Annotated in this window: 21 protein-coding genes and 2 pseudogenes; 9 read left to right on the forward strand and 14 right to left on the reverse strand. The window is 61.8% G+C overall.

Features of this window, described 5'->3' with window-relative positions; translation table 11 throughout:
• Positions 1-10 precede the first annotated feature (10 nt).
• The 7 genes from MKZ91_RS23035 to MKZ91_RS23065 all read right to left on the reverse strand — a co-directional run bounded on the left by MKZ91_RS23035 (position 11) and on the right by MKZ91_RS23065 (position 9,590).
• A complete protein-coding gene (locus MKZ91_RS23035; protein WP_442892332.1) occupies positions 11-1,159 on the reverse strand; it encodes an ABC transporter ATP-binding protein in 1,149 nt (382 codons plus the stop codon).
• Positions 1,160-1,352: 193 nt separating this feature from the next.
• Positions 1,353-4,385, reverse strand: coding sequence for an aminotransferase class III-fold pyridoxal phosphate-dependent enzyme (locus MKZ91_RS23040; protein ID WP_336173375.1), 3,033 nt, complete (start codon positions 4,383-4,385; stop codon positions 1,353-1,355).
• Between the two features lie 13 nt (positions 4,386-4,398).
• Positions 4,399-5,091, reverse strand: coding sequence for an SDR family oxidoreductase (locus tag MKZ91_RS23045; RefSeq protein WP_336173376.1), 693 nt, complete (start codon positions 5,089-5,091; stop codon positions 4,399-4,401).
• On the reverse strand, positions 5,072-6,727 hold the full coding sequence (locus MKZ91_RS23050; RefSeq protein ID WP_336173377.1) for an amino acid ABC transporter permease: 1,656 nt from the start codon (positions 6,725-6,727) through the stop codon (positions 5,072-5,074). Before MKZ91_RS23050 ends, MKZ91_RS23045 begins: the two co-directional genes overlap by 20 nt.
• Positions 6,728-6,805: 78 nt before the next feature.
• Positions 6,806-7,552, reverse strand: coding sequence for a transporter substrate-binding domain-containing protein (locus tag MKZ91_RS23055; RefSeq protein ID WP_336173378.1), 747 nt, complete (start codon positions 7,550-7,552; stop codon positions 6,806-6,808).
• Between the two features lie 19 nt (positions 7,553-7,571).
• The gene (locus MKZ91_RS23060) at positions 7,572-8,645 is read right to left on the reverse strand and encodes a LacI family DNA-binding transcriptional regulator (RefSeq protein ID WP_336173379.1); all 1,074 of its coding nucleotides are present in this window, start codon (positions 8,643-8,645) and stop codon (positions 7,572-7,574) included.
• A 189-nt stretch (positions 8,646-8,834) separates the two neighbouring features.
• Positions 8,835-9,590: an SDR family NAD(P)-dependent oxidoreductase gene (locus MKZ91_RS23065; RefSeq protein ID WP_336173380.1), complete on the reverse strand. Its 756-nt coding sequence runs from the start codon at positions 9,588-9,590 to the stop codon at positions 8,835-8,837.
• Positions 9,591-9,928: 338 nt separating this feature from the next.
• Here MKZ91_RS23065 and MKZ91_RS23070 point away from each other — a divergent pair, with 338 nt between their 5' ends.
• The 6 genes from MKZ91_RS23070 (at position 9,929) to MKZ91_RS23095 (ending at position 14,041) form a co-directional block, all read left to right on the forward strand.
• The gene (locus MKZ91_RS23070) at positions 9,929-10,516 is read left to right on the forward strand and encodes a L,D-transpeptidase (protein WP_336173381.1); all 588 of its coding nucleotides are present in this window, start codon (positions 9,929-9,931) and stop codon (positions 10,514-10,516) included.
• 190 nt (positions 10,517-10,706) lie between these two features.
• Entirely contained in the window at positions 10,707-10,838 is a 132-nt protein-coding gene (locus MKZ91_RS23075; RefSeq protein ID WP_336173382.1) for an ABC transporter, read from the forward strand.
• A 150-nt stretch (positions 10,839-10,988) separates the two neighbouring features.
• The gene (locus MKZ91_RS23080; protein ID WP_336173383.1) at positions 10,989-11,561 is read left to right on the forward strand and encodes a hypothetical protein; all 573 of its coding nucleotides are present in this window, start codon (positions 10,989-10,991) and stop codon (positions 11,559-11,561) included.
• 224 nt (positions 11,562-11,785) lie between these two features.
• Complete coding sequence (locus tag MKZ91_RS23085) at positions 11,786-12,373, forward strand: protein-S-isoprenylcysteine O-methyltransferase (protein WP_336173420.1); 588 nt, start codon at positions 11,786-11,788, stop codon at positions 12,371-12,373.
• 10 nt (positions 12,374-12,383) lie between these two features.
• Positions 12,384-13,166: a hypothetical protein gene (locus MKZ91_RS23090; RefSeq protein WP_336173421.1), complete on the forward strand. Its 783-nt coding sequence runs from the start codon at positions 12,384-12,386 to the stop codon at positions 13,164-13,166.
• On the forward strand, positions 13,163-14,041 hold the full coding sequence (locus MKZ91_RS23095) for an SDR family NAD(P)-dependent oxidoreductase (RefSeq protein WP_336173384.1): 879 nt from the start codon (positions 13,163-13,165) through the stop codon (positions 14,039-14,041). Before MKZ91_RS23090 ends, MKZ91_RS23095 begins: the two co-directional genes overlap by 4 nt.
• Positions 14,042-14,159: 118 nt before the next feature.
• Here the strand turns inward: MKZ91_RS23095 and MKZ91_RS23100 are convergent, their stop codons facing one another.
• Entirely contained in the window at positions 14,160-17,042 is a 2,883-nt protein-coding gene (locus tag MKZ91_RS23100) for a DNA translocase FtsK (RefSeq protein ID WP_336173385.1), read from the reverse strand.
• Between the two features lie 571 nt (positions 17,043-17,613).
• Positions 17,614-18,507 (reverse strand): annotated as a pseudogene (locus tag MKZ91_RS23105) (aldehyde dehydrogenase family protein); the annotation flags it as partial.
• Between the two features lie 275 nt (positions 18,508-18,782).
• On the opposite strand from MKZ91_RS23105, the pseudogene MKZ91_RS23110 reads away from it, so the two are divergent.
• Both MKZ91_RS23110 and MKZ91_RS23115 read left to right on the forward strand, forming a co-directional pair.
• Positions 18,783-18,998, forward strand: a pseudogene (locus MKZ91_RS23110) (type II toxin-antitoxin system HicA family toxin).
• A gap of 53 nt (positions 18,999-19,051) precedes the next feature.
• Complete coding sequence (locus MKZ91_RS23115) at positions 19,052-19,408, forward strand: type II toxin-antitoxin system HicB family antitoxin (protein ID WP_336173386.1); 357 nt, start codon at positions 19,052-19,054, stop codon at positions 19,406-19,408.
• Positions 19,409-19,779: 371 nt separating this feature from the next.
• On the opposite strand, the gene MKZ91_RS23120 is transcribed toward MKZ91_RS23115, so the two are convergent.
• Genes MKZ91_RS23120 through MKZ91_RS23130 form a run of 3 tightly spaced genes read right to left on the reverse strand, consistent with a single transcriptional unit; the run spans position 19,780 to position 22,746 of the window.
• Positions 19,780-20,490 carry an ABC transporter ATP-binding protein gene (locus tag MKZ91_RS23120; RefSeq protein WP_336173387.1) on the reverse strand — a complete coding sequence of 237 codons (711 nt, stop codon included), beginning with the start codon at positions 20,488-20,490 and terminating at the stop codon, positions 19,780-19,782.
• Positions 20,487-21,728: an ABC transporter permease gene (locus MKZ91_RS23125; RefSeq protein ID WP_336173388.1), complete on the reverse strand. Its 1,242-nt coding sequence runs from the start codon at positions 21,726-21,728 to the stop codon at positions 20,487-20,489. Before MKZ91_RS23125 ends, MKZ91_RS23120 begins: the two co-directional genes overlap by 4 nt.
• Before the next feature lie 7 nt (positions 21,729-21,735).
• Entirely contained in the window at positions 21,736-22,746 is a 1,011-nt protein-coding gene (locus tag MKZ91_RS23130; RefSeq protein ID WP_336173389.1) for an efflux RND transporter periplasmic adaptor subunit, read from the reverse strand.
• 144 nt (positions 22,747-22,890) lie between these two features.
• On the opposite strand from MKZ91_RS23130, the gene MKZ91_RS23135 reads away from it, so the two are divergent.
• Positions 22,891-23,577 (forward strand): TetR/AcrR family transcriptional regulator, encoded by a 687-nt coding sequence (locus tag MKZ91_RS23135; protein ID WP_336173390.1) that lies wholly within the window; start codon positions 22,891-22,893, stop codon positions 23,575-23,577.
• Between the two features lie 654 nt (positions 23,578-24,231).
• Here MKZ91_RS23135 and MKZ91_RS23140 read toward each other — a convergent pair.
• On the reverse strand, positions 24,232-24,591 hold the full coding sequence (locus MKZ91_RS23140; protein ID WP_336173391.1) for an EF-hand domain-containing protein: 360 nt from the start codon (positions 24,589-24,591) through the stop codon (positions 24,232-24,234).
• A gap of 443 nt (positions 24,592-25,034) precedes the next feature.
• A complete protein-coding gene (locus MKZ91_RS23145; protein ID WP_336173392.1) occupies positions 25,035-25,460 on the reverse strand; it encodes a plastocyanin/azurin family copper-binding protein in 426 nt (141 codons plus the stop codon).
• Between the last annotated feature and the right edge of the window lie 95 nt (positions 25,461-25,555).

Raw genomic sequence — 25,555 nt, forward strand, 5'->3', positions numbered from 1 at the left:
CTCGTTCGGGTTACGCGACCCGCTTTGCCTTTTCCTGATTGATGAGCGCCTGCGTCTCGGCATCGAGGCGGCGGGCGACCGCCTGGCCGTCGCCGTCGAACAGATGGCAATGCTCGGCCGGCAGACGCAGATGCACGCGTTCGCGCGCTGAAACCGGATGCGTGCCGCGCACGACGGCGGTCATGTCGCCGCCATTGGCGAGGCTGATATGCACATGGCTTTCGGTGCCGAGCCGTTCGACCAGGCGCACATCGCCGACGAGATGACCTTCTTCTGCCGAGACCAGTTCGATCTTGTCCGGGCGAATGCCGAGGGTGACGGAACTGGGCTTGGCAATCGGTGCCGCCGAGAGCATTTCGAGCGTCAGCGGATGGGCGAGGCCACCGCCGTTGAGCGTGACCGAGGTATCGACCTGCCCGGTCACTTCGGTCGCAACGAAATTCATGCGCGGCGAGCCGATGAAGCCGGCAACGAACAGGTTCGCCGGCTGATAGAAGAGCTCGAGCGGTGTGCCGAACTGGCTGACCTTGCCCTTGTCGAGCACGACGACGCGGTCGGACAGCGTCATCGCCTCGACCTGATCGTGGGTTACGTAGATCATCGTCACGCCGAGACGCTCGTGCAGCGCCGCAAGCTCGACACGCATGGTGACGCGAAGCCCGGCATCGAGGTTCGACAGAGGCTCGTCGAGCAGGAACAGCTTCGGTTCTCGCACGATGGCGCGCCCGATTGCCACGCGCTGGCGCTGGCCGCCGGAAAGCTGGCGCGGCTTGCGGGCCAGCAGTTCCTTGATGCGCAGGATGTCGGCGGCATTGTCGACGCGCCGGTCGATCTCGTCGCGCTTCATGCCGTTCAGCGCTAGGCCGAAGGACAGGTTCTTGCGCACGTTCATGTGCGGATAGAGCGCGTAGTTCTGAAAGACCATGGCGATGTCGCGCTTGGCCGAGGCCACCTCGGTGATATCGCGCTCACCAAGACGGATAGAACCACCATCCAGATCCTCGAGCCCGGCAATGGAGCGCAGCAGCGTGCTCTTGCCGCAGCCGGAAGGGCCAAGGAAGCAGACGAACTCGCCGTCGGCGATATCGAGGTTGATACCCTTCAAGACTTCGAGCGAACCAAAGCCTTTGCGCAAATTTTCGATGCGGATCGCTGCCAACGGGCCCTCCCTGCCGGCCAGCGCTGCTATGGCCAACGGCACGATTGCAGCACTAAGTTAAACGTTTATATGCACGATAAAAACGTTTAACTTTCTTGTAAAGCGGAAAATCGCATCGATCCGATTTTGCTGTTGAAGCCTAAGGGCACCAGCAAAACGGCCTCCCGAAGGTGGCCGCTTTTGGCTTTTTATCTCAGACGCTTAGACGCCCGAGCGTCTCGTCGAGCGCATTGAGGAAGTAGTCGCAATCCTCGGCGCTGAAGGGCGCTGGCGGCTTCACCTTCAGCACATTGTGGTGCGGACCCTCGCTGCTCAGGAGAATGCGATGCCTGCGCTTCATCTCGGCAATGACGAAGTCGAGCTCGCGCGCTGCCGGCTCCAGCGTTTCGCGGTCGCGCACCAGTTCGATGCCGTTGAAGAGGCCATGGCCTCTGACATCGCCGATGATGGCGTGCTTTTGGGCGAGCGCCCGCGCGCCGTCCATCAGCCGGTCGCCGACGACACGGCAATGATGCATCAGCCGCTCGTCGCGGATGACGTCGAGCACGGCAAGGCCGATTTCAGCCGAGACAGGATTGCCGCCGAAGGTGTTGAAATACTCCATACCGTTGGCAAACGACGCGGCGATCGCCTCGGTCGTGACGACGGCTGCCATCGGGTGACCGTTGCCGATCGGCTTGCCCATGGTGACGATATCAGGGGTAACGCCCTGCAACTCATGCGCCCACATGTGGCTGCCGACGCGGCCGAAGCCAACCTGCACCTCGTCGGCAAGGCAGAGACCGCCGGCAGCCCGCACATGCGCATAGGCCTCGCGCAGGTACCCATCCGGCAAGGACAGCTGTCCGCCGGTCCCAAGAATCCCTTCGCTGAAGAACAGCGCCGGACGACGGCCTTCGGCGGCAAGGGCCGCGACCTGATTGCGCACATCGTCGGCATATTTCCGGCCCGCATGCTCGTCGCCATAGCGATAGCGCCCGCGATAGAGATCCGGCATCTCGGCGACCTTCACATGCGCCGGCTGCCCCTCGCCGCCCTTGCCGGCGAACTTGTAGGGGCTGACGTCGATGAGGCTCGACAGATGGCCGTGATAGGCGTGATCGACCGTGAGGATGTCGCGGTTACCGGTATAGGCGCGCGCCAGGCGGATGGCGAGATCGTTCGCCTCGCTGCCGGAATTGACGAAGAAGCAGACGTTGAGCGGATCCGGGAACTGCGCGGCGAGCCGTCGCGAATATTCAACCAGCGAATCGTGCAGGTAGCGCGAGTTGGTGTTGAGTTTTTGCATCTGCGCCTGCGCCGCCTTCACGACGCGCGGATGGCAATGGCCGACGTGGCAGACATTGTTGACCATGTCGAGCCAGCGCGTGCCGTCCTCGTCGATCAGGTGCGCGCCCTCGCCGCCGACGATCTTCAGCGGTGCCGCGCTATAGGCGATGCTGAGCGACCGACCGATCCGGCGATGACGCTCGCGCACCAGGAACTCCTTGTCGCGCGGAACGATCACCGAGACAGGAACAGAAAGGCCGAGCACCACGCTCGGATCCGGGCTCACCTCGCGCCAGACCTGCCACTGGTCGCGGACGCCGACGCCATGCATTTGGCCGCCGAGGCCGAGATGATCGGTGACGATCTGGAAATGCAGATGCGGCGCCCAGCCGCCGTTCTCCTCGGCCGCACCGAAGGCGGCAAAGACTTCGCCTTTGGCGACCGGCTGCCCTTCGGAGAGCCTGGCGACGCTATCGCGCGACAGGTGTCCATAAAGCGTCCAGAAGCGCACGCCAGCGTCGATTTCGTGTTCGAGCAGCACCGTCGGTCCGAATCCGTGGGGGACGGCATCATCGTGAATGAAGGCGACCTTGCCGGCAAATGGCGCTGCAACCGGCTCGCCGGCCGGTGCAAAGATATCGACACCGAGATGGACCGAGCGTCGCGCACCGTCCACCGACGTCCTGTAGGCGTCACCCTGGTAGATGCCCCGATCCTCGCCATAGAGGCCGATGCCGAAGGCGGCGCGCTCACTGCCAATCTGCGCCGCGATCCGGGCCTCGGCTTCCGCAGCGTCAAGACTTGCCCACTGCGCAGCCTCCGCTCCGGAAGCTGAGAAATCAAAGACCGCCACCTTCGGCTTGGTAACACCAGCGCAAACGATCGGTGCAAACTCGTGCGCATTCTTTTCGAGCCAGCGCACGACGGCGGCCGCCTGCGGGATCGGCGCGAGGCCGCAGGCATCGCGGATGCGGGCGATGGCGATTGCGCGGTTCTCGCCTTGCAGGCGGGTGAGCTCGCGCCAGACATCTTCCTGGCTGACGAGCAGATAGGTATTCTCGGGATTGTCGCGGATCTGTTTTGCCGCCATGCACATGCTGACGGCGTAGCGGGTCATGACGAGGTCGAAGACCAGTTCGACTTCCGTTTCGCTCAGAGCGTTCACCTGGTGGTAGGCGCCGGCGAGCGCTGCGATCGTCCCGACAGGATCGGTCGATCCGATCAGTGCATAGGCCGAGGCGACGGCGATCTCGATCACTCTAAAGGTTTCAACCATGTCGCCGAAGTCGAGCAGGCCGCTGACCATTCCATCCTTGTCGAGCAGCACATTGTAGTCGTTGGCGTCGTTGTGAATGACCTGCATCGGGCAGGTCGTCAGCCGCGGCAGAACCACCGACGCGAAATGATCGAGGATCGCATCGACCGCCGTTCGCTTGTCTGCGCCGTCTATCAGCTCCACATGTTTGCGGTGCATGTCAGCCCGGCCGATGTCCCAGGCATAGAGGCGTTTGGCGCCGGCGTGCGTAAAGCCTTCGAGGCTGCGATCAAGACCGGCCAACAGGCGTCCGAGGCTTTCGGCGCTGGTGGAGTTGCGCACCGGCGCTTTTGCCCAGATATCGCCGGGAAGCCAGGAGAGGAGTCGCGCCGTCCGTGTACCTCGGAGCTCGATCGTGCTGGTAACGCCACCGGAGAGGTCGCGAGACGCCCGGGAGATTGGCAGCTCCGATGCCTTGGCAGAGAGATGTTCGAGCACTGCAATCTGCATGCCGAGCTCGTCCGCGTCACCGGCAGCATGCAGTTTCAGCAGGTACTCTTGGCCGTCGGCAGCAGAGACGCGATAGTTGAGATCGTGCTCGCCCGGCAGCGGCGCGAGGCTCGCCTCGATGCCGTAAGTCTCGGCGAGCCAGGCGCGGATCGTCGCCAGTTCCTGCTCGGTTCTCAAATCTCTGTCTGCCATTTTCACTGTCCTGTCACCACGAAACCCAGCGCCCGTCATAGGCGCGGAAACTGCCACTATCGGCCAAACCTGTGCTGTCGATGATCGCCTTCAGCCCGGCAGCACTTGTCGCCACCGAAACGACGGCTTCGCGGCCGCCCATATCCGTCTGCACCCAACCGGGATGCAACGAGACGACGGAAATCCCGTCGCCCTTCAGATCCTGCGCCAGCTTGACCGTCGCCATGTTTAGGGCCGCCTTGGAGCAACGATAGGCATAGTCGCCGTCATCATCGTCGAGCGTGCCTTCGGCAAGCGAGCCGGCGCGGCTGCTGATATTGGCGACGACGCGATGTTCGCCGGCGCGCAGGTTCGGCAGGAGCGCCCGCGTCACCAGCAGCGGCGCCAGCGCATTGATGCGCATCACCTCTAGGAAATCGTCGACTTCGAGAGTGGCGAGGCCGCCGGTATCGCCACGCACGGCCGCATTGTTGATCAGCACGTCGATTGCGACGCCTTGGAGGTCGTGCCCCAAGGCCTCGATCGAGGCTGGATCGGCGACGTCGAGCTGCAGCCAATCCATTCCATCTGAACGCAAAGCTGCCCCCCGCGTGCAGGCGATCACCCGCCAGCCATCCCCGGCGTAGATCCGTGCCAGTTCGGCGCCGAGCCCGCGGGAGGCGCCGGTGATCAGGACGGTATGACGTCTAGCGGTGCTTGATGTCATATTTCCGCTCGACCATGTTGACGAGGCTGGCGGCGGCCAGCGTCAGGAAGATGTAGAAGATCGCCGCCGAGTTATAGGGCGCGAACGGCAGGAAGCTTGCCGACTGGAACTCGCGCATGCGCTGGGTGATGTCGCGGATCGACAGGATCGACAACAGCGACGTGTCCTTGAGGATGGCGATCAGTTCGTTTCCGAGCGGCGGGATGATGATGCGGAACGCCTGCGGCAGGATCACGAGGCGCGCCGTCTGCCAGCGGTTGAGGCCGATGCTGCGCGCTGCCTCCACTTGCCCGACTGGGATGGCGTTGATGCCCGAGCGGAAGATTTCGGCGAGATAGGCGGAGTAAGCAAGCGCCATCGCGACGATGCCGCGCATCAGGTTGGGCGGATCGAGCACACCTTGCGTTGCGTCCTTGAGCGCACCGCTCAAGGGCAGGCCGACATAGAGCACGATCACCAGCATCGGGATGCCGCGGATCGTGTCGACGATGAACTCCGATCCGATCGCCAGCGGATGACGCTGATGCAGGTAGCCGCCGAAGGTGAGCAGGCCGAGGATGATTGCAAGCACGGCGACAGTGATGCCGGCGGCGCGATCGCGATCGTTCAGCGCTTCGGTTTTCCAGAGAACCGGCATGTCGGTAGGCACGGACGCCGCCGGCAGCAACGCCGCCGAGACACCCTCACCCTTGGCGATCGAGTCCAGCGCCTGCGCCGGGCCGACAAAGGTGCGCACCGGCGTTTCCGTCTGCGGCGCGCCGTCATACTGGCCGAAGCGAACGGCGCTGATCAGGCCCGCCGGCGTGTTGGTGACGATGCCGACCTTGCCTTCGAGCGTACCCGCAAGCACGTAAGGATCGCGTGGCTGCAGCAGGAACCAGGCGGCCGCGAGCGCAAGCACAAGCGTGGCGATGGCATAGTAGAGGCTGGTCCTGACCGTCGAGCGCAATTGCAGGAGCCCGACCCAGACGAGCCCCATGATCGCTGCCAGGATATAGGCCGCGATCGCAGCGCGGATCGTCGTCGCAACGCCTGCCGCAAAGGCGATATGGGCGAAGAAGAAGACGAAGACGAGGCCCGCGCCGTTGACGAGGCCGATCACCCAGCGGGCAAGGCGTCGCAGTTGCTCGCCGGAGGTCGTGCCCCCGCGCTTACTGAGGAAGAACAGACCCAGGCCCACGGCGGTGATCCCGAAATAGGCCGGAAACAGCCACGCCTCGACGCCGCGCACCATGAGATCCGCGGCATCGGTCAATTGCCGGGGTGTCACGCCCTTGACGATCAGAGTGGACTTGAACGGATCGACGCCATTGGCAACCACAGAGGCGATGAAGGGGTGGATATTGCGCCCGATCAAGAGCACCGTGGCCGCCGCGAGATTGAGCGCGGCGGCAAAGTTCGCAAGCCGCGGACGCGGCGCCTTGGCGCGCGAATAGACAATCACTGCCACGCCTGAGGCAAAGGCGATCGCCAGCGCCAGGAAGCCGGGGACAAAGGCCGACGAGCCGTTTTCGACGCCGAGAATGGCCTTCAGCGAGCGCTGGTAGTCGCCGGAGGAGATGAAGAGATAGATGATGAAGGGCAGCGCGGTCAGGATGATCAGATTGCTCGGACGCACGCTTCTCAGGAACGACATTCATTCCTCCGGGGGGCATAGACAGACAGATGGAGGACCCGGAGCGCGAGCGCTCCGGGTCCGATCGGCTCTAGGACCTTACTTCAGGCCCCAGTACTTGTTGATGAGCTGATCGAGCGTACCGTCGTCCTTGATCATCTTCAGGCCTTCGTTGAAGGCGGCGACGTTCTCGTCGCCCTTGCGGAAGACAAGGCCGAGCGGATCGGATTCGAGGTCCTTGATCGCCACCACGAGCTCGCCGGCAAACTCGCGTTCGTAGGCGGCCGCATTGGCGCCGTTGATGACGACGCCGTCGACATCCTTGTTCTTGAGCGCGATGATCGCGGCGCTGAACGTATCGTAGCCGGACATGTTTTCCTTGCCGACAACACTTTCAGCGACCTGCGCGTCGGTGGTGTTCGCCTGGGCGGCAAGCTTACGGCCGGCATCCTTGAAGCGATCGAGCGTGATGCCCTGGTCTTCGGCCCGCATCAGCACCGCCTGGCTGTTGACGATATAGGGATCGGAAAAATCCATCGCCTTCTTGCGTTCCTCGGTGATCGAGACGCCGGACGCGACGAGGTCGAAACTGCCCTGGTCGAGGGCTGCGAAGATGCCGTCCCAGCCAGTGGTGATGAACTCGGCCTGGCAGTTGATCTTGGCGCAGACGGCATTGACCACGTCGACGTCGAAGCCGACGATCTGGCCGGTCGCCGGATCGACGCTTTCCATCGGCGGTGACGTCGTGTCGGAGCCGACCTTCAAGAGCTTGCCGCCGAGATCGGCGGCGTGGGATACGCTCGAAGCAAGAGCCGCGAGGGCAAGCGCAATCATCAGTTTTTTCATGGTTCTCCTCCTTTTATGATCAAGTTCGTTTCAGGCGGCCGCCGAGATCATCGGACTGGCGCGCGATCAGTGTCGGCCTGAAGACCTGCCGCAACGCCTTGGGGTCCTCCCCATCCATGCGCCGCAGCAGGAACTGTCCGAGCGTGCGTCCAAGCACCTCGATCGGCTGATAGAAGGTCGTAACCGGCGGGGTGAAGTAGGCGCTGACGTGGATGTCGTCATAGGCGATGACGTCGACATCGACGCCGACCTCGCGGCCGAGACTGCCAAGCCCCGAAAGCACGCCGAGCGTGGTCGATTCGTTGATGCAGACGAAGGCCGTCGGCGCATCGGGAAGCTGCAGGAAGTCGATCACCGTCTGCCGGCCGAAATGGGTCGAGAGATCGCCCTCGGCGATCAATTCAAGCGGCGCATCGAGACCGGTCTCGCGGTACGCCCTGACGAAACCGTCGATCCTGTCGAGCGCGTAGGACAGTCGCCGCTGCGGATTGACAAGCGCAATCCGCCTGTGGCCGCCGGCAATCAGCCGTGCGGTCGCCGCATGGGCCGCCCATTCGTTGTCGATATCGACATGGGCATAGGCAAGTTCCTTGCGGCAGCGCCCCATCGAGACGAAGGGGAAATGCTCGCCAACGAGCAGATCGATGCGTGGGTCTTCGGCAAGGATGCCGGAAAAGATCAGGCCATCAGCAAGCCCCTGGTCGACGATCCGGCGCGCAGCCTCCGCGCCATCGGCCGCGTCGCGGATGACATGCACCGACATGCGATAGTCGGTGCCATCGAGCGCCTGGCTGATGCCGCTCAAGGTCTGGGTATATTCGACGCCGTCCCATTCGTAGTCGCGCGCAGCGGTCACCGGCATCAGCACGGCCGCCTGAAAGCTCTTGCCGGTGCGAAGCGCCATGCCGCGGGCATTGGCCTGGTAACCGACTTCGCGCGCCGCCTTGTAGATGATGTCTCGTGTCGCGGGAGCGACGACCGGCGATTCACGCAGCGCCTTCGAGATAGTGGCAATGGAATAGCCCGTCATCTCGGCCAAGGTCTTGATCGTCGGCGGCGGTGTGCGCCGCACCCTGTGCACTTGCGTCGCCATGCACCCTCCCAGGCTCGCGGCTTCTCCTTGAGCATATGGGTAACAGCCAATAAAAACGTTTTCAAGAAAAATAAAAACGTTTTTATTTCGACTGGCGCGCATGCAGAAGCGCGCGCCCACCACCGGCGGCACCGGCTTTCCAGCCCCTGGCCAGCGGGGCATTGATTTTCGATTGAGCGAGCAGCTAGCTCAGTGAGCCGTATACGCGCCATCAACGAGATGAACGCTCCCGGTGATGAAACTCGCCTGCTCAGACAACAGGAAGCAGATCAGGGCCGCGACTTCCTCGGGCGTACCGAGACGTCCCATCGGCTGCAGGGACATCATGCGCCTGTTACTTGCCACGTCCGCATTCTCGGCAGAGAGCGGAGTGCTGATCCAACCGGGCGCCACCGCGTTGATGCGAATACCCGTACGGGCATACTCGATCGCGGCTGCCTTCGTCAGCCCGACCACGGCATGCTTTGCCGCCGTGTAGGCGGCGGCGGTCGGCAAAGCCACGGCGCCTAGGATGGAAGACGTGTTGACGATGGCGCCCCCGCCCTGCGCCACCATCGCCGCGATCTCGTACTTCATGCAGTAAAAGACACCATGCAGGTTCACATTCATCAAAGCGTGCCAGCTCTCAATCGGATAGGAGGCAATCGTCTTGCGATCTCCATCGATGCCGGCATTGTTGACCGCAAGATGCAAACCACCGAAGGTCTGCACGGCGAACGTTACCAGCCTCTCCACGGCGGCAGCATCGGAGACATCGACTGCGACGTCATGGGCCTTGCCTCCGTTGGCGCGAATGTCAGCAGCGACCAGACGCACGGCTTCAGTGTCCACATCTGCGGCGACCACCTCTGCTCCCTCGGCAGCGAGTTGCCGAGCCACGGCTGCGCCAATTCCCGAACCCGCGCCGGTCACGAGCGCCACCTTGCCAGCGAAGCCTAGATTCATGCTGTCATTCCTACACTACACGTTTCGACCAATCGGGTGCCCATGACATCGCAAGTCATTCCATGAAATGCACTTCAGGCCCCGAACTCCCAATCCATAAGACGCAACAACAGATGAGAAGCGCAAGAATTCTTGACCCGATTCACGCTCCGGACCCAGACCCTGATTTCGGTTATACAATCCTTTCCATGCATTTCCCCGGGACAGAGCCCCAAGAAACCTGCGGCGCCAGTTGCTTATCCTGCCGCCAAACCCCGTCTGATTCATTCGAACTTGGCCCAGGAACATTGTAATGCTAAAAGCGAATCGGGGCGCACCATTTTTCTCAGCAGGTAAAGATGGACAATCACCGCATTACACGGAGATTCCTGATCACTGGAAGTCTGGGCCTGTTGGCCGGTTGCAGCTCGACTTGGCGGGGCGTTTCCTTCTCATCGCTCTACGGCGGCACCCCCGGCGTAGATCGCCGCTACCGAAAGCAACACGTCCGATACGACGGCGACCAGCCCGCTGGGACAATTGTCGTCGACACCAGGCAGCGCTACCTCTATTCGATCGAAGAAGGTGGCTGGGCGATGCGCTACGGGATTGGCGTAGGAGAGGAAGGGCTTACGATGAAGGGACGAGCTGTCGTCGGCCGAAAGGCCGAGTGGCCGTCATGGACACCGACCGCAAGCATGATCCAACGCAAGCCGGAACTGGCGCAATACGCTGGCGGCGTTTCCGGCGGCCCTCACAACCCGCTGGGGGCGTCGGCCCTTTACCTTTATCGCAATGGGCAGGACACCAAGTTCCGCCTCCATGGCACGAATGCACCTTGGACAATCGGGCAGGCCGTTTCCAACGGCTGCATCCGACTTACGAACGATGACATCGTTGATCTCTACGCACGGACGCCAGTTGGAACTTCGGTATTGATCATTTGATCGCGTACTCTATCTGACTGCGGTATTGGGGTAAGGCCGACATGCATTTGAAGCACCATTTAAACTTCGGTAACGATAAGCCGGATGACGAGTGTGCCCTTTCCGCACTAGGCCGAATCTTGAATTGCCACTAATACTAAGAACGTTGCCTTCGTATACCCATTCCGAACACAGAGGAAAGGAACTATTGATGAGCAGAATTCTAATCGTGACAGTTGCGTTGCTTTCGGTTGCCAGCCTTGCCGCTTGCGGTACGATCGGCAAAGGTAAGGGCAAGGCCCCACCACCGGTGGCCGAAGAACCCGCACCCATTCTTAAATAGTTACTGACCTTAGTTCGGGGAGGACCTCACGGTCCTTCCCGCCCTATCTGATCGTGGCCGGCAGACCACATATCGCGGCGCGCGGACCGAAATGCCACCGAGAGTGGCACGTTCACGGGCCCATCAGAATTCGGGAGATTTAACGCAGTAATGACGCGTTCAAGTGGTCGTATTTCGTTCGCTGTCCTGGCCGCAATGGCGGTTACGGCGTGCCAATCCCAAGACAAGGCCCCGCAGCCCCGATTTGTCTCAAGCTATGCGGGCACCACATCGCAACAGCGCGATCAGGGCTACTTCATCGAATTCCGCTCGCGTTATGCGCTCAGTTACGGCCACTCCTATGTGATTTTTGGCCGCCTGAACAAGTCGGGAGCGATGGTCAATCCGGAAGTGGCGGGATTAGCGCCTGCGACAAACGATACCGCCCCCTACGTGCTCGGCCATCTTCTGCCCGTGCCTGCCGAAACGGGCGCGAGCGACGGTGACCTTGAGGACCAATACAGGTCGGCAAGCTGGCGCGTCATGTTGAGCGAAGCGGAGTACAGAGAGGTCGTCGCCAAGATCCGAAAACTGAAGGCCGAAGCAAAATTTTGGCAGGCATCAGTCTACAACTGCAACGCGTTCGTCGCCGACATCGCGCGTTCCATGGGATACAAGACGCCTGGCATCTGGCTCAGGCCGCAGGAGTTCATTACCAGGCTTCGCGAAATGAACGGCGGTTAAGCTGACGGACGCGCGCGCCCCGTGCCCCTGAGGAGCGGCGAGGGCCGCTCATGTCCGCATTCACTGTCACCACTGTTGCCAGTGGCCAATCGACGATAGTGTATTGGCGCGCGACCACAGCTTTAACACCTTGTCAGGTTGAAGTGACGCATGGCAGTGTCTTCCCTGCTTGCCGTTTCTGCGGCCGGGCGCCGCAGTAAAAGCTTAGGTGAATCAACGTGAACATGTCTGTCGCTTCCATCGGCGAAATCGTCTGGGTCATTTGCATCATTGCCTGGTACGTTGTCCGTTACCCCTTCGAGCGCCGCGCGAAGCGTGTGCGGGTGACGAGCAGTCGCCGATCGGCCACCGACACGATTGGCCTGGCTGCCGCCTTGCTGGGCCTTGCCATTCTGCCCGCGATTTATGTGGCAACAGGATTTCCCAGATTTGCCGACTATCCGGCCTCTCCATGGATGATCGGCCTTGGGGCACTCATCTTTGTCGGGGCCTTGTGGACGTTCCGCAGGACACACAAGGAACTCGGCCGCAACTGGTCGATCTCGCTTGAAATCCGCGAAAAGCACCAGTTGATCAGCAAGGGTCCGTACGCGCTTGTGCGCCATCCGATGTACACAAGCTTCCTGCTCATGGGAATCGGGCAGATGTTTTTGCTGTCGAACTGGGTGGTCGGCCTTGCGGGCGTACTTGGCTTCGCCGTGCTTTTTTTCCTGCGCGTGGACAAGGAGGAGCGCCTGATGCTGGAATTCTTCGGTCCCGAGTACCGCGCCTACATGGACAGGACGAAGCGAATAATACCCTATCTTTACTAGAGGTGGCATGATGCGGGGCCGATCGGTCAAGCTTTCTGCGGCACGACGCCTTGTCGGGGATCTGATGAGATTTTCGATAATAGTGCCGCGGGTTACGGTGCAACGGCAGATGAACATCGGCGCATTGCAAAGGGCCAGGGCGAGCCAACCAGAACGGCCGTCGTGGGTGGTGCTTTTTCTCAAGGGTTATGGGCTGCTTTCGAAGGAAACGCCGGAGTTCCGCCGGGCCTATGTCAAGCTGCCGAGACCGCAACTCTACGAGTATCCGGGAAGCGTCGCGTCCGTGGCGCACGAGCGCGAACACGAAGGTGAACGGGTCGTGCTTCTCAGTACGATCAAGACACCCGAACGGCGGTCCATCTCCGAGTTGAGCGCCATGCTCCAGGAGGCTCGATCGCGTCCCGTGCTCGAGATCAGGGAGTTCAAGCGTGCTCTAAAGATTGCACGCTTGCCGGCGCCGCTGCGGAGGCTGCTGATGTGGCTTAGCCTCAACATGGGACGTCAGCGGAGCCACCGCTTCGGCACTTTCCAGTTGTCGGTCTATTCCGGCCTGGGTGCGGAGTCGCTCAATCCGCTGACACCTCTGACGACGATCTTCAACTATGGACCGATCGGCGAAGACGGATCGGTCACCGTACGCATTCACTATGACCACCGCGTCATGGACGGCGCCAATGTCGCGCGCGCCTTGGCGCGTTTCGAGGAAATATTGAACGGCGAGATCGCTGACGAGGTGGCAGGCCTATCCAAAGGCGAGAACCCGTCAATCGCCGCGCCGGAGCCATCGGCATGACATCGCATGAGATATCACGGCCCGCAATTGTCGTTGTCGGAGCGTCCCGGGGCATAGGCCGAGCTATTGCCGAGCTTGCCGCGCGAGACGGTGCGCCTGTCGTTCTGGTGGCCCGATCCATCGATGGCTTACATGTGGTGGAATCCGCAATCAAACAAGCGGGCGGCGAGGCTTTCTCCCTTTCGCTCGACCTTGCCTCCAACGATGCAGCGCGCAACCTCGAGGCGTTCCTCTCACGCCAGGGCCTCATTTGTGATGTCCTTGTCAACAGCGCCGGCTACGGCCTGCGCGGGGCGGCGACGGCCTTGCCAAGTGCCGACCAGGTCGGAATGATCGATGTCAACATTCGTGCGCTGGCCGACCTGACACTGCATTTGCTCCCGGGCATGGTGGCACGACGCCGCGGCGGCATCATCAATCTCGCCTCCGTCGCCAGCTTCACTCCCGGCCCGTACATGGCGATGTATTATGCGAGCAAGGCCTTCGTGCGTTCCTTTTCCGAGGCGCTATACCAGGAGACGCGAAGGACGGGCGTAACGGTGACCTGCGTTGCGCCCGGGCCGGTATCGACCGAATTCCTTGAAAAATCTGGCGCCAACAGGGCTGCACTGTTCAAGGTCCTGCCAAAAGCCAGCTCGGAATACGTGGCAACATGCGCCTGGCGTGGCTTCAAGGCCCGCCGGCGGCTGGTCATTCCCGGCATTTCCGCCAGATTGGCAATCCTGATGGCAGGCGTCCTTCCCACCGCAGCGCTATTGCCGCTGGTTGGCCGGCTGCAACTGCGCGGCAACGACCCTTGCCCTTGCGGATCTGGAAAACAGCTCAAGCATTGCTGCCGCGCAGGTCACCCCAAAGGCGGAACAGCCTCGGCTTGAGATTGCGGCGTCGGCATCCGACCCCCTCGGGCAAGCACATGAAGCAAATACGCCGCGGCCCTAATCAGGAGACCGCGGCGTATTGGAAATCACCGGTGTGCTGGCAGGCAAACTCCGCTCAATCGATGTCGTCGTTGTCGGCCGCGCTCATGTGGTCGCGGTTGCCGTAGATGATCTCGCGCTTGCCGACGTGGTTTGCCGGACCGACAAGGCCCTCCTTTTCCATGCGTTCGACCAGCGAAGCCGCCCGATTGTAGCCGACGCCGAGGCGGCGCTGGATGTATGAGGTCGAGCACTTCTTATCGCGCAGCACCACCTTGACCGCCTGGTCATAGAGCTCGTTGCCGTCTTCCGACGCGAGCGCGCTCTTGTCGAAGACCGGGGTCTCTTCCTGCGGCTCCTCTTCCTCTTCTTCCGCCGTGACGGTTTCGAGGTACTCGGGACGCCCTTGCGTCTTCAGATGCGCGACGACGTGTTCGACTTCGAGGTCGGAGACGAAGGGGCCGTGGACGCGGGCAATGCGCCCGCCACCCTGCATGTGCAGCATGTCGCCCTGGCCAAGCAGCTGTTCAGCGCCCTGCTCGCCAAGGATCGTGCGGCTGTCGATCTTGGACGTCACCTGGAACGAGATGCGGGTCGGGAAGTTCGCCTTGATCGTGCCAGTGATGACATCGACCGAGGGACGCTGCGTCGCCATGATCAGGTGGATGCCTGCCGCACGCGCCATCTGGGCGAGCCGCTGGATCGCGCCTTCGATCTCCTTGCCGGCAACCATCATCAGGTCGGCCATCTCGTCGACGATGACGACGATATAGGGCATCGGTGCGAGATCCATTTCCTGCTGCTCGAACAGCGGTTCGCCGGTGCCCTTCTCGAAGCCGGTCTGGACGGTGCACATCACAGGCTCGCCCTTTTCGCGGGCGGCGGCTGCACGCTGGTTGTAGCCGTCGATGTTGCGAACGCCGAGCCGCGACATCTTGCGGTAACGGTCTTCCATCTCGCGCACGGCCCACTTCAGCGCCATCACGGCCTTCTTCGGGTCGGTCACGACAGGCGTCAAAAGGTGCGGGATGCCGTCATAGACGGAAAGTTCGAGCATCTTCGGATCGACCATAATCAGGCGGCACTCTTCCGGCTTCAGCCGGTAGAGCAGCGAGAGAATCATCGTGTTGATCGCCACCGATTTGCCCGAGCCGGTGGTGCCGGCAACGAGCAGATGCGGCATCTTCGCGAGTTCGGCAATCACCGGCTCGCCGCCGATCGTCTTGCCGAGGCAAAGCGCCAGCTTGTAGCCGGTCTTGCGGAAATCGACGGATTCGATCAGTTCGCGGAAATAGACGGTCTCGCGCGTCGCGTTTGGCAGTTCGATGCCGATGACGTTGCGGCCGGGAACAACCGCGACGCGGGCCGAGAGCGCCGACATGGAGCGGGCGATATCGTCGGCAAGGTTGATCACGCGCGACGACTTCACGCCGGGCGCCGGCTCGAATTCATAGAGGGTTACGACCGGACCGGGGCGAACATGGATGATCTCGCCCTTGACGCCGAAATCTTCGAGCACGCTTTCGAGCAGGCCGGCATTCTGTTCCAGCTGTTCCTGCGTCATGAAGAAACCCTGGCCGACAGGTGCTTCCTGCAGCAAGTCTTCCGACGGAAACTCATAAGCATCACCACCCAGGGCGCGCTCGACTACACCGATCGCAGGCATGGTGCTGGGGGCGCGAGTGACCTGGGCTGGCATGGTGATTGCCGCCTTCGAGGCGACCGGTGCGGGCGGCTCGACTTCAACCGGCTCGACGTCGACGATTGCCGGTTCGGTTGTCGCTACGTCCGTGGGTGTCTCGGCCATTTCAACAGTTGCCGGAGCGATCACGCTTTCGATCTCACCCGCAACAACAACCTCGTGCTGCTGCGTCGAGACATCCTCCGCCTTCGCGCCACGGACGTCGACGACGCGGAACAGCGAGGTGATCGCCGTCGGCGGCAAGCGGCGGATTTCCACCGGACGCACCGGTGCGGAAGGGGCAGCGTCAACGTCAGCGGTCAACGGCGCCAGTTGCATGGGGGCGGGCGTCTCTGCGAAGGGTCTGGGTCGCGCGACTTCCTCACTGGAATCCGCCGCGTCATCGGCGGGACCGAATTCGAAGAAGGCGAAATCGGACAGGAAGGTCGCTTGCGGTGCGCGGTTGTCGGCGGCCGAGTCCGCATGAGCAGATGCGGCCGACACGTCTGCGACCGGCTCGGAAACAACGATCGGCGCAGTGAGAACCGGCGCAAGCGCGACGCTGTCATCGGTCTGAGCCTCTGCGCGCTCGAGCATTGCCGGCTCGATGGTGTTTTGCGCTGCGGTCCAGGTCGGGAGCTGGTTCGTCAACATGCGCAGCAGTTCGGACGGGCTATAGGATGGCAAGGTCACTTCAGCCTGCGGCGCGTCTGCAACGGTCGCGGCGGACGCCTCAATCACGACCTCGTCAAGCGCAACCGGCGGGACAGCCACGACGGTATCGGCAGCAACCGGCTGCGCCTGCGCCGTCACCTCGGCGGTGGCCGCAACAGCATCAGCGACTGGCAGAGATTCTTCGGCAGCCGTTTCGCTTGCGTCCACCTGCGGCGCGCGCCGCTTCATGAATTCGCGCTCCGGCGTGCGCGTGAAGCGCACATTCGGCGCCAGGAAGAAATGGCTCTCCCAGGTGGAATCACCGTAATGACCGGCGATCTCCGAAAGGGTCGGCAGCGGCTCGCTGGTCGTCGCCGTCACCTGAGCCGGCGCATAGGCGGAGCCCTGCCCATAGAGCCGGGTCGCACGGCTCATGGTTTCGGTCTGCTGGTTCGCAGGCCTGCGGGGCGCCGTCGGCGCCTCGTACAACTGATAGGGATCGGCGGTTACCGCCTCATGGGTGGGCATACCGCTCAACGCATCATCCTGCGGACCATCGAAATAGTCCGCCTGGTTTGCATCATGCAAAGCAGCCTGTGAGAAGTTTGTCCTGGGAATACGCATGGGTCCTGGAAGAGCTAGAGACATCGCCGAGGGGCCTTCTAAGCGATAGGAAATGAAGGTTAACAACTCCCTTCCAACGCCCCGTTTCCTGCCGGCGCGCCTGGTCGATTGCCGTCTTTGTGAGGACCGGATGCAACGGCAACGGCCCGCTTCTCAAGGGCGCCGCGACCAGCCTCAGGCGAACGAAAATATTTTCTTGGAGAGATCCGATCCCGTCCCTGGGAGCGGCGCGACAGATGCGTCGTTGGTTCATGCCGTCGAATTGGCATTTCCTCAGTGTGGCATCCTGGATTGGCCGGGGGCTGCGATGGGTCAGAAAGCGGACGGGACAAAATTCTCCCGAAAGAACTTAGGGCCGGCTCTGGCGCGCGAACGAGAGGACGCGAAAACCGAGGCGGTCATCCCTCTCCTCACCCGGCCAATCGCGATCATCGCATCGCCGGAGCGGCCGCCTTCCCCTTGGCGAGCGGGCCGCCCATTGTCACGTAGACGCCTTTCATTCGCATCTCGGGCGCGAGGGTATCGGGGTTGCGGTCTGCCGCGATTGAAAGTGCCGCTATCCCAAGGTTCACTAGATCGGAAATTCCCCTGGCCGGGTTTCAATCGTGACCCACCTGAGGTCGGTAAAGCTCTCGATGCCCGCTTTACCGCCGAACTTTCCATTTCCGGACGCCTTCACGCCACCAAAAGGCATTTGGGCTTCGTCATGGACAGTCGGGCCATTGATGTGGCACATGCCCGACTGGATCATCCGGGCCACTTTTAGACCGCGGGCGGCATCACGCGTGAATACAGAAGCCGTCAAGCCATAATCGGTGTCATTGGCCAGATCGATGGCGTGGGCTTCGTCGCGCGCGCGAATAATGCCGACGACCGGCCCAAAGCTTTCTTCACGGAAAAGTCGCATATCCCGGGTCACCCCATCGATCACATGGGCAGGCATGAGTACGCCGTCAGCTTCGCCACCGTTGAGTTGCGTGGCTCCGGCCGCGACTGCATCGTCTACCAGGGACCTGACATGTGCGACGGTTTTCAGATCGACGACAGCACCCAGAGGTGCTTCGCCTATACGCGGATCGCCTACGGACAAGGTAGCGACCTTGACTTGGAAGCGCCGAACGAATTCGTCTGCGACCGTTTCCACGACGATGATGCGTTCCGTCGACATGCAGATCTGGCCCTGGTTCATAAATGCGCCGAAGGCGGCGGCCCTGACGGCTTCATCCAGATCGGCGTCTTCAAGCACGATAAGAGGCGCCTTGCCGCCGAGTTCGAGTACGGCCGGCTTCAGATTTTCGGCACAACGTCTGGCGATAATCTTGCCCACTGCGGTGGAACCGGTGAAATTGACTCGTCGCACTGCGGGATGGTCGATCATTGCGCCCACGACCTCGCTCGCATTCTGGGGCGCATTGGTGATCAGATTGAGCGCCCCGCCGAAGCCCGCCTCGACAATGGCTTCAATATATGCACGCAAAAGCGCGAACTTGCCTCAATGAAAATACCGGCCGCCGCACGAGACGCAGCGGTCGGCGAAGCTGCCTAATGCCTGAGATTTTTCGCCTTGAAGAGAATCGAATCCGCCGCCAGTTCTTTCCGGGCGTGCGACTCGCAAATGACTATGCCAAAAGTCACGAGCGCAGGATCTTCGCAGCGCCACGGGTGCACGGGCGCGCAAGTGGCGATCGGACCCATCGAGCGATTCGCACCGGGGGCTCAAAACACTCGGATCGCATTTGCATGCGACATAACGCTTGCAGAAATAGCAAGCAGAAAAGACTCTCGTGGCGGTTTTCAAAGATCCGGTCTCGGGAACCATCGAGTGGGCCGCTATAGAAAACCTGCTTGTCGCTGCCGGCGCGAACGTCATCGAAGGAAACGGCTCTCGCGTCAAGTTCGAAAAGGGACGGCATAATCGCGAGCTTCCATCGTCCTCATCCCGACAAGGATGCATAGCGTTATCAGGTTCGCGATGCTCGCGAGTTCCTGACGCAAATTGGAGTAGAACCATGAACACCATGACTTACAACGGTTATCACGCTCGCATAGAGTTCGACGCGGAGGACGAACTGTTCTTCGGTAGGATTGCAGGCATTTCTGACGTAGTCGGGTTTCACGGGGACAGCGTTGGTGAACTGAAGAAGGCATTCAACGAGGCTGTCGACGATTACCTTGAGGCCCGCAAGAGCATCGGCAAAGAGCCTCAAAGGCCCTATTCAGGCAAGATGATGTTTCGTGTTGCTCCTGAAGTGCACCGCCGGGCTGCTTTGGCGGCCGAACTTTCGGGAAAAAGCCTCAATCAGTGGGCCGAGGAGGCACTGGAAGAAGCCGCGGCGCACTTCCCTGAAGCTCGTCTTTCAGCGTAGCGCGTCCATGGGTGCAGGATGGCCGCAGACTCAGCCTCGGTGCCGCGTGCTTTGAGAAAGTCACGTAAAGCGTCGCTATCGTAAGCCGTATCCGCCGCGCAAAGGCGGGTCGCCGGCAGAGACCCTAGCCCTGGCCGTGCCCGGCGCGGTTCCGTTGCTCCCCGCGATCATCGTGACGCAGACGCCCGTCGAGCTACTAAGCGAACTCGTCTACGTACGCCTCGCGCCGAAGTTGGCCGTTCGACGCTTACGTCTGCAGGGACCATCTGAGGCCGTTGCCAGGTTTCGACATGCTGATCGGAACCTCTCGGACCGCCTCGGCCCGCGGGGGACCGAAACCAAAGTACATGCCAGCTCGCCATCCACAGCGCCTATGCGAGGGTACCCTTCGGGTCACCATCGTCGGAGTAAAGCACCAATCGACCATCGATGAGACTGAGGCGTCGGTCCATTCGGGAGGCCATGTCGAGATCATGGGTGACCGCGACCACGGTCCTGCCCTGTTCGCGCACCAGCGTTTCCAGGATCTTGAAGACCTGCTCGGAGCTGCTGCTGTCGAGGCTGCCGGTCGGCTCGTCGGCAAGGATCAGCGGCGGATCGTTGGCGAGCGCGCGGGCAACCGCCACGCGCTGCCGCTGCCCGCCCGAAAGCTGGTCGGGTCGCTTGTCCAAATGGTCTGCAAGGCCGAGTGCGGCAAGCAGGCCGCTCGCCCTTTCCCGCATCTCGCTTCGATTAAGCCGGCCGAGTTTGCGCATGGGTATCTCGACGTTTTCGCGGGCGGTAAATTCCGGCAGCAGGAAGTGGAACTGGAAGACGAAGCCGATATTGGCAAGGCGCGTGGCGGCGCGCTCATCCTCGTCCATCCGCTCCGTGTCTCGGCCGCCGATCGTAATCATGCCGCCCGTCGGTCGGTCGAGCAGACCAAGCAGATAAAGAAGCGACGACTTACCGGAGCCTGAAGGGCCAGTGACCGCGACGAATTCCCGTTCGCCGATGGTGAGCGAGATGTCCTTCACCAAGGTGACCGGTATCGTCTCGTTCAGGATGCGCGTCAGATCCCTGGTTTCGATCAGCGTGCTCATGTTGCGCCCCGGATGATGTCGACGGGATTGGCGCGGGCGGCACGCCTCGCCGGCAGATAGCCGGCGACCGCCGCCGATCCGAGCGCGAAGGCGGCAGCGATCAGGTAGTGCAGCATGCTCCAGGCGATCGGCAGCCGGGTCATTTCCTGGCCGGTCGCCGCGAGTTCGAAGCGGACGAGCGAGAGCGCATAGATCATCGCGAAACCGAGCGCCCAGCCGAGAAGCGTGCCGGCAGTGGCGATCGCCACGCCTTCGAGCACGAAGAGGATGCGCATGTCGGTCTCGGTGAAGCCAAGCGACTTCATGATGGCGATATCGCGCGCCTTTTCGTGAGTGATCGTCGAGATAATATTGAAGATGCCGAAGCCGGCGACCAGCATGATCGCCGCGACGACCGTGTACATGATGACATTGCGCACGACGAGCGCTTCCAGGATCGACTCGTTGGCCTCCTGCCACGCGACCGCCTTGTAACCGAGTTCCGCCTCGATGCGCCGTGCGACAGCCGGGGCCGCGTTCGGATCGTCGAGCTTGATGTTGATCTCGTTGATCGCGTTCGGTCGGGCCGAGAGGATTTGGGCGCTCTTCTGCAGCACATAAGCCTCGCCTTCGTCGCGGGCGGTCGTGCCGGTGTGGAAGAGGCCGACGATCTTGAAGCGACGGCTGAGGCCTTCCGAAGAGACGGCGGTGATCGTATCGCCGAGCTTTGCCCCGAGCCGGGACGCCATGGTGTCGCCGATCACCACATTGTTGCCGCCGGCCGCAAGTGCGGCGAAACTGCCCGCCTTGAAGTCTTCGATGATCGGCGAGACCCGGGGTTCCGCCTGTGGATCGATGCCGATGACGGCGGCGCCGACCTCCTGGCCGGAGTAACGAATAACGCCCTGCGCCTTGAGGGTCGCAGCAAAACGGCCGGGGACCCAGCCATCGAGCCAGGAGAGCGCTGCGGTGGGATTGATGATGCCGCGGCGGTCGTCGCGCGGTCTCAGTCCGGAAATGGCTGCGGCATCGAAAAGGTCCTCCGCAGGTTGTCTGCGCGCCGTGCGCTGCTCGTCGCTCACCTGCACGTGCGGCATGGTGTCGACGAGTTGGCGAACGAAATCGTCTTGGCCGCCCTGCATCAACGCAGCCATGGCGATGGAGAAGCCGACGCCGACGGCAACACCCAGCATTGCGACGATCGTCTGCCTACCTCGGCCGGAAATGTGCGTCAGTGCGATGTCGAGGATGAGGCGCATGGCGGGCTCATTTCTCCGGCGAAGGCGTGGTCGTCACCCGCGTGCCGTCGGCAAGGCCGGTCGGGAAGGGGGAGACGACGCGCGCGTCGTCTTTGAGGCCGGAGAGTACCTCGACGCCGTCGGCGCCGTGGATGCCCGTTTTCAGTTCACGGATCATGGCACGCGTGCCGTCGATGACAGCGGCTTTCGATCCTTCCAGAGCCACGGTCGGGAGAATCAAGGCGCTGTGCGCTACCCGCACGATGATGTTGACGTCGGTCGACATGCCGATCCGAAGCGGCGTGTCGTCGGGGAGCCGGAAGCGCACGCGATAGGTCTTCGTCACCGGATCGCCCTTCGGGGTGATGCTGTCGACCGTCGCCTCCAGCTTGCGGTCGGGAAAGGCGTCCGAGCGCAGCAACGCCTTCTGGCCGACTTCAACCCGCGGGATATCCTCCTCATTGACGTCGGCGGTGACGATCAGCGGTTTCGGTTCGCCCACCCAGAAGAGCACCGTGCCGAGATCGGCGACCTCGCCGATCTCGCCGTCTTGCCGGAGCACTTGCCCGGCGCTCGGTGCTCTAAGCACATAGGTCGCGAGCCGTGCCTGGCGGCCGGCGACGAGCGCTTCGAGCTGCCCAAGTTCGCTGCGGGCCCGGTCGACCTCCTGCGCGCTGATCGTGCTGCGCTCGGAGAGCGCCAGTTTGCGCCGATATTCCTCCTGCGCCAGCGTCAGCCGCGCCTGGAGTTCGCCGAGCACCGCCCGTGCCTCGGTGTCGTCGAGACGGGCGAGCACGTCGCCCTTGGCGACACGCTCGCCCTCGCAATTGCATTGTTCGACGATGCGTTCGGCGACCGTTGGCGTGACCTTCGCCCAGGTGCGTGGCTCCACGACGCCATCGGCATAGATGATCTCCGCCGCATCGCCGCGCTTCGGCGTGATGGTGGACACAGGCACCGGGCGAAACAGGTACCAGGAGACGGCTGCGCCGATGGCGACGACGATTGCCGATCCGATTGCATAACGAGCCTGTCGCACGAGACGCTCCTTGAACGCTTCCAGTCCGTTCTGTATAAATAGACCGACGGTCGGTTTGTTTCAAGGATACGGGTTGTCCTTGCGATCGGGAGCGTCGTGGACCGCGCCGCAAACCCGTGCTAAGCCGCCGCTCTGGGAGCGCGTATGGTCAGAATAAAGAAATCGCCGGAACTCCGATCTAACGAGCTGATCGATTGCGCCGAGCGTCTGTTCTTCCAGCACGGCTACGAGAGCACGACGGTCAACGACGTCATCCGCGAGGCCAATGTCTCCAAGGGCGCCTTCTACCACTATTTCGTCTCGAAGGAGGCGCTGCTGGAGGCGGTCGCGACCCGCCTTGCCGAGCGGAACCTCAAGGAATTACAGCCGCTTTTCGAGGATCCGTCGCTGGATGCGGTCGGGCAATTGAACGCGCTCTTTGCCGGCTCGCGGCGGCTGAAGCTCGACATGGCGCCGCAGTTGAAGAACACTTTCAACGCCCTCTTCAAGCCCGAAAACGTCGCGCTCTACCACCGTATCGACGAGGCGTTGATGGCCGTCAGCGTGCCGCTAGTCGCCGAGATGCTTCGGCGCGGACACGAGGAGGGAACGCTGGATGCGCCCGATCCGGAAGCTGCGGCCTTGATGCTGCTGCAACTGCGCGTGAGCGTCGCCAAAGTGATGCACACGGCGTTGAAGCGTTACGAGGCCGGCGATATCGAAGCTGCTGCGGCGATGCTCGACGGATGGATGCGCACCTACGGCACGGCCATCGAGCGCTTCCTGAAACTTCGCGATGGATCCATTGAGGTGACCGAGCCTGGCTTTGCTCGCGCCTTCCTCGAAGCCTAACCCAATTCATTGCCCAAAACTGTCGTGCCGCCTCTTCACGTCACGCGCGAGACCGTGTGGTTAATGCCGCCACACCTTGATGACTTCCTGCCCGATCGACCAGCACAGCGACTTCGTCTGCACAGTCGTCTAGTCGGTTCGGCTACGGTCACATGTGCGGCGGGTCAAGCCCGCCGCGGCTAGTCTATATCGAGTGATTAGGACCGAGAGCGTTAGCCCCCGGGAGCAGCGCAAGTTCACCCCGGACCGAAGGGCCTCAAGCGGCAGCCTGAGGTTGTTGGGTTGTTGGGCGTTCCACATCCTGAAATCAAGCTTTCCCAACTTGGCGGATCCAAGAGGAACCAGAGGCTGATCATCGACGCCCAGTCGACGCCAGCATACCAATATCTTTGATCAGTCATGCCTTCTCCCCGTTTGAGCCTACGAGCTACCGCGATCTTCGCCGATCCCTGTGCTGGTGCCCGCAAAAAGGCACAGGTTCGACGCGAACTCTCCCAGGGCATCGATCACGGCCAATCCGACGGGGGCACGTGTCCCCTCCCCCAAGGTGCTCGAAGCACAGGGCGCGATGGGTCGCTCCCGACGAACCGGCTCGGTTCGGGAAGGCTACGCCAATTCGGGCCGTCGCCCATGGTGCGGCCTCAAACAGCACCGCTAATCGCGCATGAAGCCCTGCAGTTCCTCGGGCGTTACCTTGCCGTCCTTGTTTGTATCGGCCTTGTCGAAGATCCTCTTGTGGATCGTGGTGACTTCTTCAAACGAAAGCGCACCGTCGCCATCGCTATCGGCAACGGCAAACATGATTTTCATCATGTGGCCATGCATCATGCCTTGCCGCATCCGCCCCATCATGCCGTATTGTCGCCCCCCCATCATCGCCCCCGGCATCATCTCAATGTCACCGGGTTGCTCATTTTGTTTCTCGGCCGGGGCATCTTGGGCGAAGGACGGCGTTGGGCTGCCGGATAAGAACGCGGCGATAATCGCCACATATACGTATCTCGTCGTGGTCATCTGCGTTCTCCTGTCGATCACCGGATATCTACTGCCAAAGACCCTGGATTTGCCTCGCTTTGGCGTGCGTGCGATATCCAACAAGCACCAGACTACCTCTAAGACCGAGCCGGTTCCTTGCGCCACATCAACTGAGCACGGCCCAGTTCCAGGCGTGACAGCAAATGTTGTTGGAACGTAGAATCACGATGCTCACATGGGCACGAAGGTTAGAGCTCACCGCCTGGTTTGCAGTGGCTACTCCGGTTCGCTTCCTACTCCGGCGCCACACGTTTTTGCCATCCGGTACTATCGAAGGAGACAGAAACTGCCACGAGCCGATCCAGCAGCCGACACGGAGCGGAAAATGACGAGGAGGCACGTCGCCATGGCACCTCCTCCCTCATTCATTTGGTCAATGTTTGACTACCACCGCGATGGTGGAGGTCAACCTTTGGACGCAGCTATTCCGTTACGGTCAACATGGCACGCATTCCGGCCTCGTAGTGCCCCTTTATGTTGCACAGGAGCACATAAGAGCCAGGTGCGAGCGTTGCTTTGAGCTTGCCATCAGATCCGGGCTTGAGATCGGACACTTCGCCGAGGCTTTCCAGCTGTTTTTCGTCAACCCCGTGCTTGGCCGCGATGACCTTGATCTTCTGGTCGGCTGACTTCAGCTTCACGAGGACCATCTCGTGCTCTTCAGCCACAGCGTCGTTGTGAACCAGAAAGACTGTTTCTCCGGCCTTTATAACCGACTTATCAAGCGTGATCGTCATGGAGCCCCCCGCCTCGCCACCTTCGACGACCTTGACGGTCGAGGCGGCAAATACTGGAGACGCCATGCAGAGGAGGGCGATTGCGGAGAGCTTGGTTCTCGAGAAGTGCATCCAGTTATCCCTTTTTCGCTGATGTCGTTTTGAGCAATCCAACCGAAACTTGACAGGTCCTGAACGACCGGAAGTAACAGCCGGCAGCGGGTATC

This window comes from Ensifer sp. MJa1 (assembly GCF_037026475.1).
In the GTDB taxonomy this organism is placed as follows: domain Bacteria; phylum Pseudomonadota; class Alphaproteobacteria; order Rhizobiales; family Rhizobiaceae; genus Ensifer.

What these genes read in the sequence shown, in the direction of transcription:
- MKZ91_RS23040 (WP_336173375.1), bottom strand. Translation starts at nt 4,385, where the DNA reads ATGGCAGACAGAGATTTGAGAACCGAGCAGGAACTGGCGACGATCCGC.
- MKZ91_RS23045 (WP_336173376.1), bottom strand. Translation starts at nt 5,091, where the DNA reads ATGACATCAAGCACCGCTAGACGTCATACCGTCCTGATCACCGGCGCC.
- MKZ91_RS23050 (WP_336173377.1), bottom strand. Translation starts at nt 6,727, where the DNA reads ATGTCGTTCCTGAGAAGCGTGCGTCCGAGCAATCTGATCATCCTGACC.
- MKZ91_RS23055 (WP_336173378.1), bottom strand. Translation starts at nt 7,552, where the DNA reads ATGAAAAAACTGATGATTGCGCTTGCCCTCGCGGCTCTTGCTTCGAGC.
- MKZ91_RS23060 (WP_336173379.1), bottom strand. Translation starts at nt 8,645, where the DNA reads ATGGCGACGCAAGTGCACAGGGTGCGGCGCACACCGCCGCCGACGATC.
- MKZ91_RS23065 (WP_336173380.1), bottom strand. Translation starts at nt 9,590, where the DNA reads ATGAATCTAGGCTTCGCTGGCAAGGTGGCGCTCGTGACCGGCGCGGGT.
- MKZ91_RS23070 (WP_336173381.1), top strand. Translation starts at nt 9,929, where the DNA reads ATGGACAATCACCGCATTACACGGAGATTCCTGATCACTGGAAGTCTG.
- MKZ91_RS23075 (WP_336173382.1), top strand. Translation starts at nt 10,707, where the DNA reads ATGAGCAGAATTCTAATCGTGACAGTTGCGTTGCTTTCGGTTGCCAGC.
- MKZ91_RS23080 (WP_336173383.1), top strand. Translation starts at nt 10,989, where the DNA reads ATGACGCGTTCAAGTGGTCGTATTTCGTTCGCTGTCCTGGCCGCAATG.
- MKZ91_RS23085 (WP_336173420.1), top strand. Translation starts at nt 11,786, where the DNA reads ATGTCTGTCGCTTCCATCGGCGAAATCGTCTGGGTCATTTGCATCATT.
- MKZ91_RS23090 (WP_336173421.1), top strand. Translation starts at nt 12,384, where the DNA reads ATGCGGGGCCGATCGGTCAAGCTTTCTGCGGCACGACGCCTTGTCGGG.
- MKZ91_RS23095 (WP_336173384.1), top strand. Translation starts at nt 13,163, where the DNA reads ATGACATCGCATGAGATATCACGGCCCGCAATTGTCGTTGTCGGAGCG.
- MKZ91_RS23100 (WP_336173385.1), bottom strand. Translation starts at nt 17,042, where the DNA reads ATGCGTATTCCCAGGACAAACTTCTCACAGGCTGCTTTGCATGATGCA.
- MKZ91_RS23115 (WP_336173386.1), top strand. Translation starts at nt 19,052, where the DNA reads ATGAACACCATGACTTACAACGGTTATCACGCTCGCATAGAGTTCGAC.
- MKZ91_RS23120 (WP_336173387.1), bottom strand. Translation starts at nt 20,490, where the DNA reads ATGAGCACGCTGATCGAAACCAGGGATCTGACGCGCATCCTGAACGAG.
- MKZ91_RS23125 (WP_336173388.1), bottom strand. Translation starts at nt 21,728, where the DNA reads ATGCGCCTCATCCTCGACATCGCACTGACGCACATTTCCGGCCGAGGT.
- MKZ91_RS23135 (WP_336173390.1), top strand. Translation starts at nt 22,891, where the DNA reads ATGGTCAGAATAAAGAAATCGCCGGAACTCCGATCTAACGAGCTGATC.
- MKZ91_RS23140 (WP_336173391.1), bottom strand. Translation starts at nt 24,591, where the DNA reads ATGACCACGACGAGATACGTATATGTGGCGATTATCGCCGCGTTCTTA.
- MKZ91_RS23145 (WP_336173392.1), bottom strand. Translation starts at nt 25,460, where the DNA reads ATGCACTTCTCGAGAACCAAGCTCTCCGCAATCGCCCTCCTCTGCATG.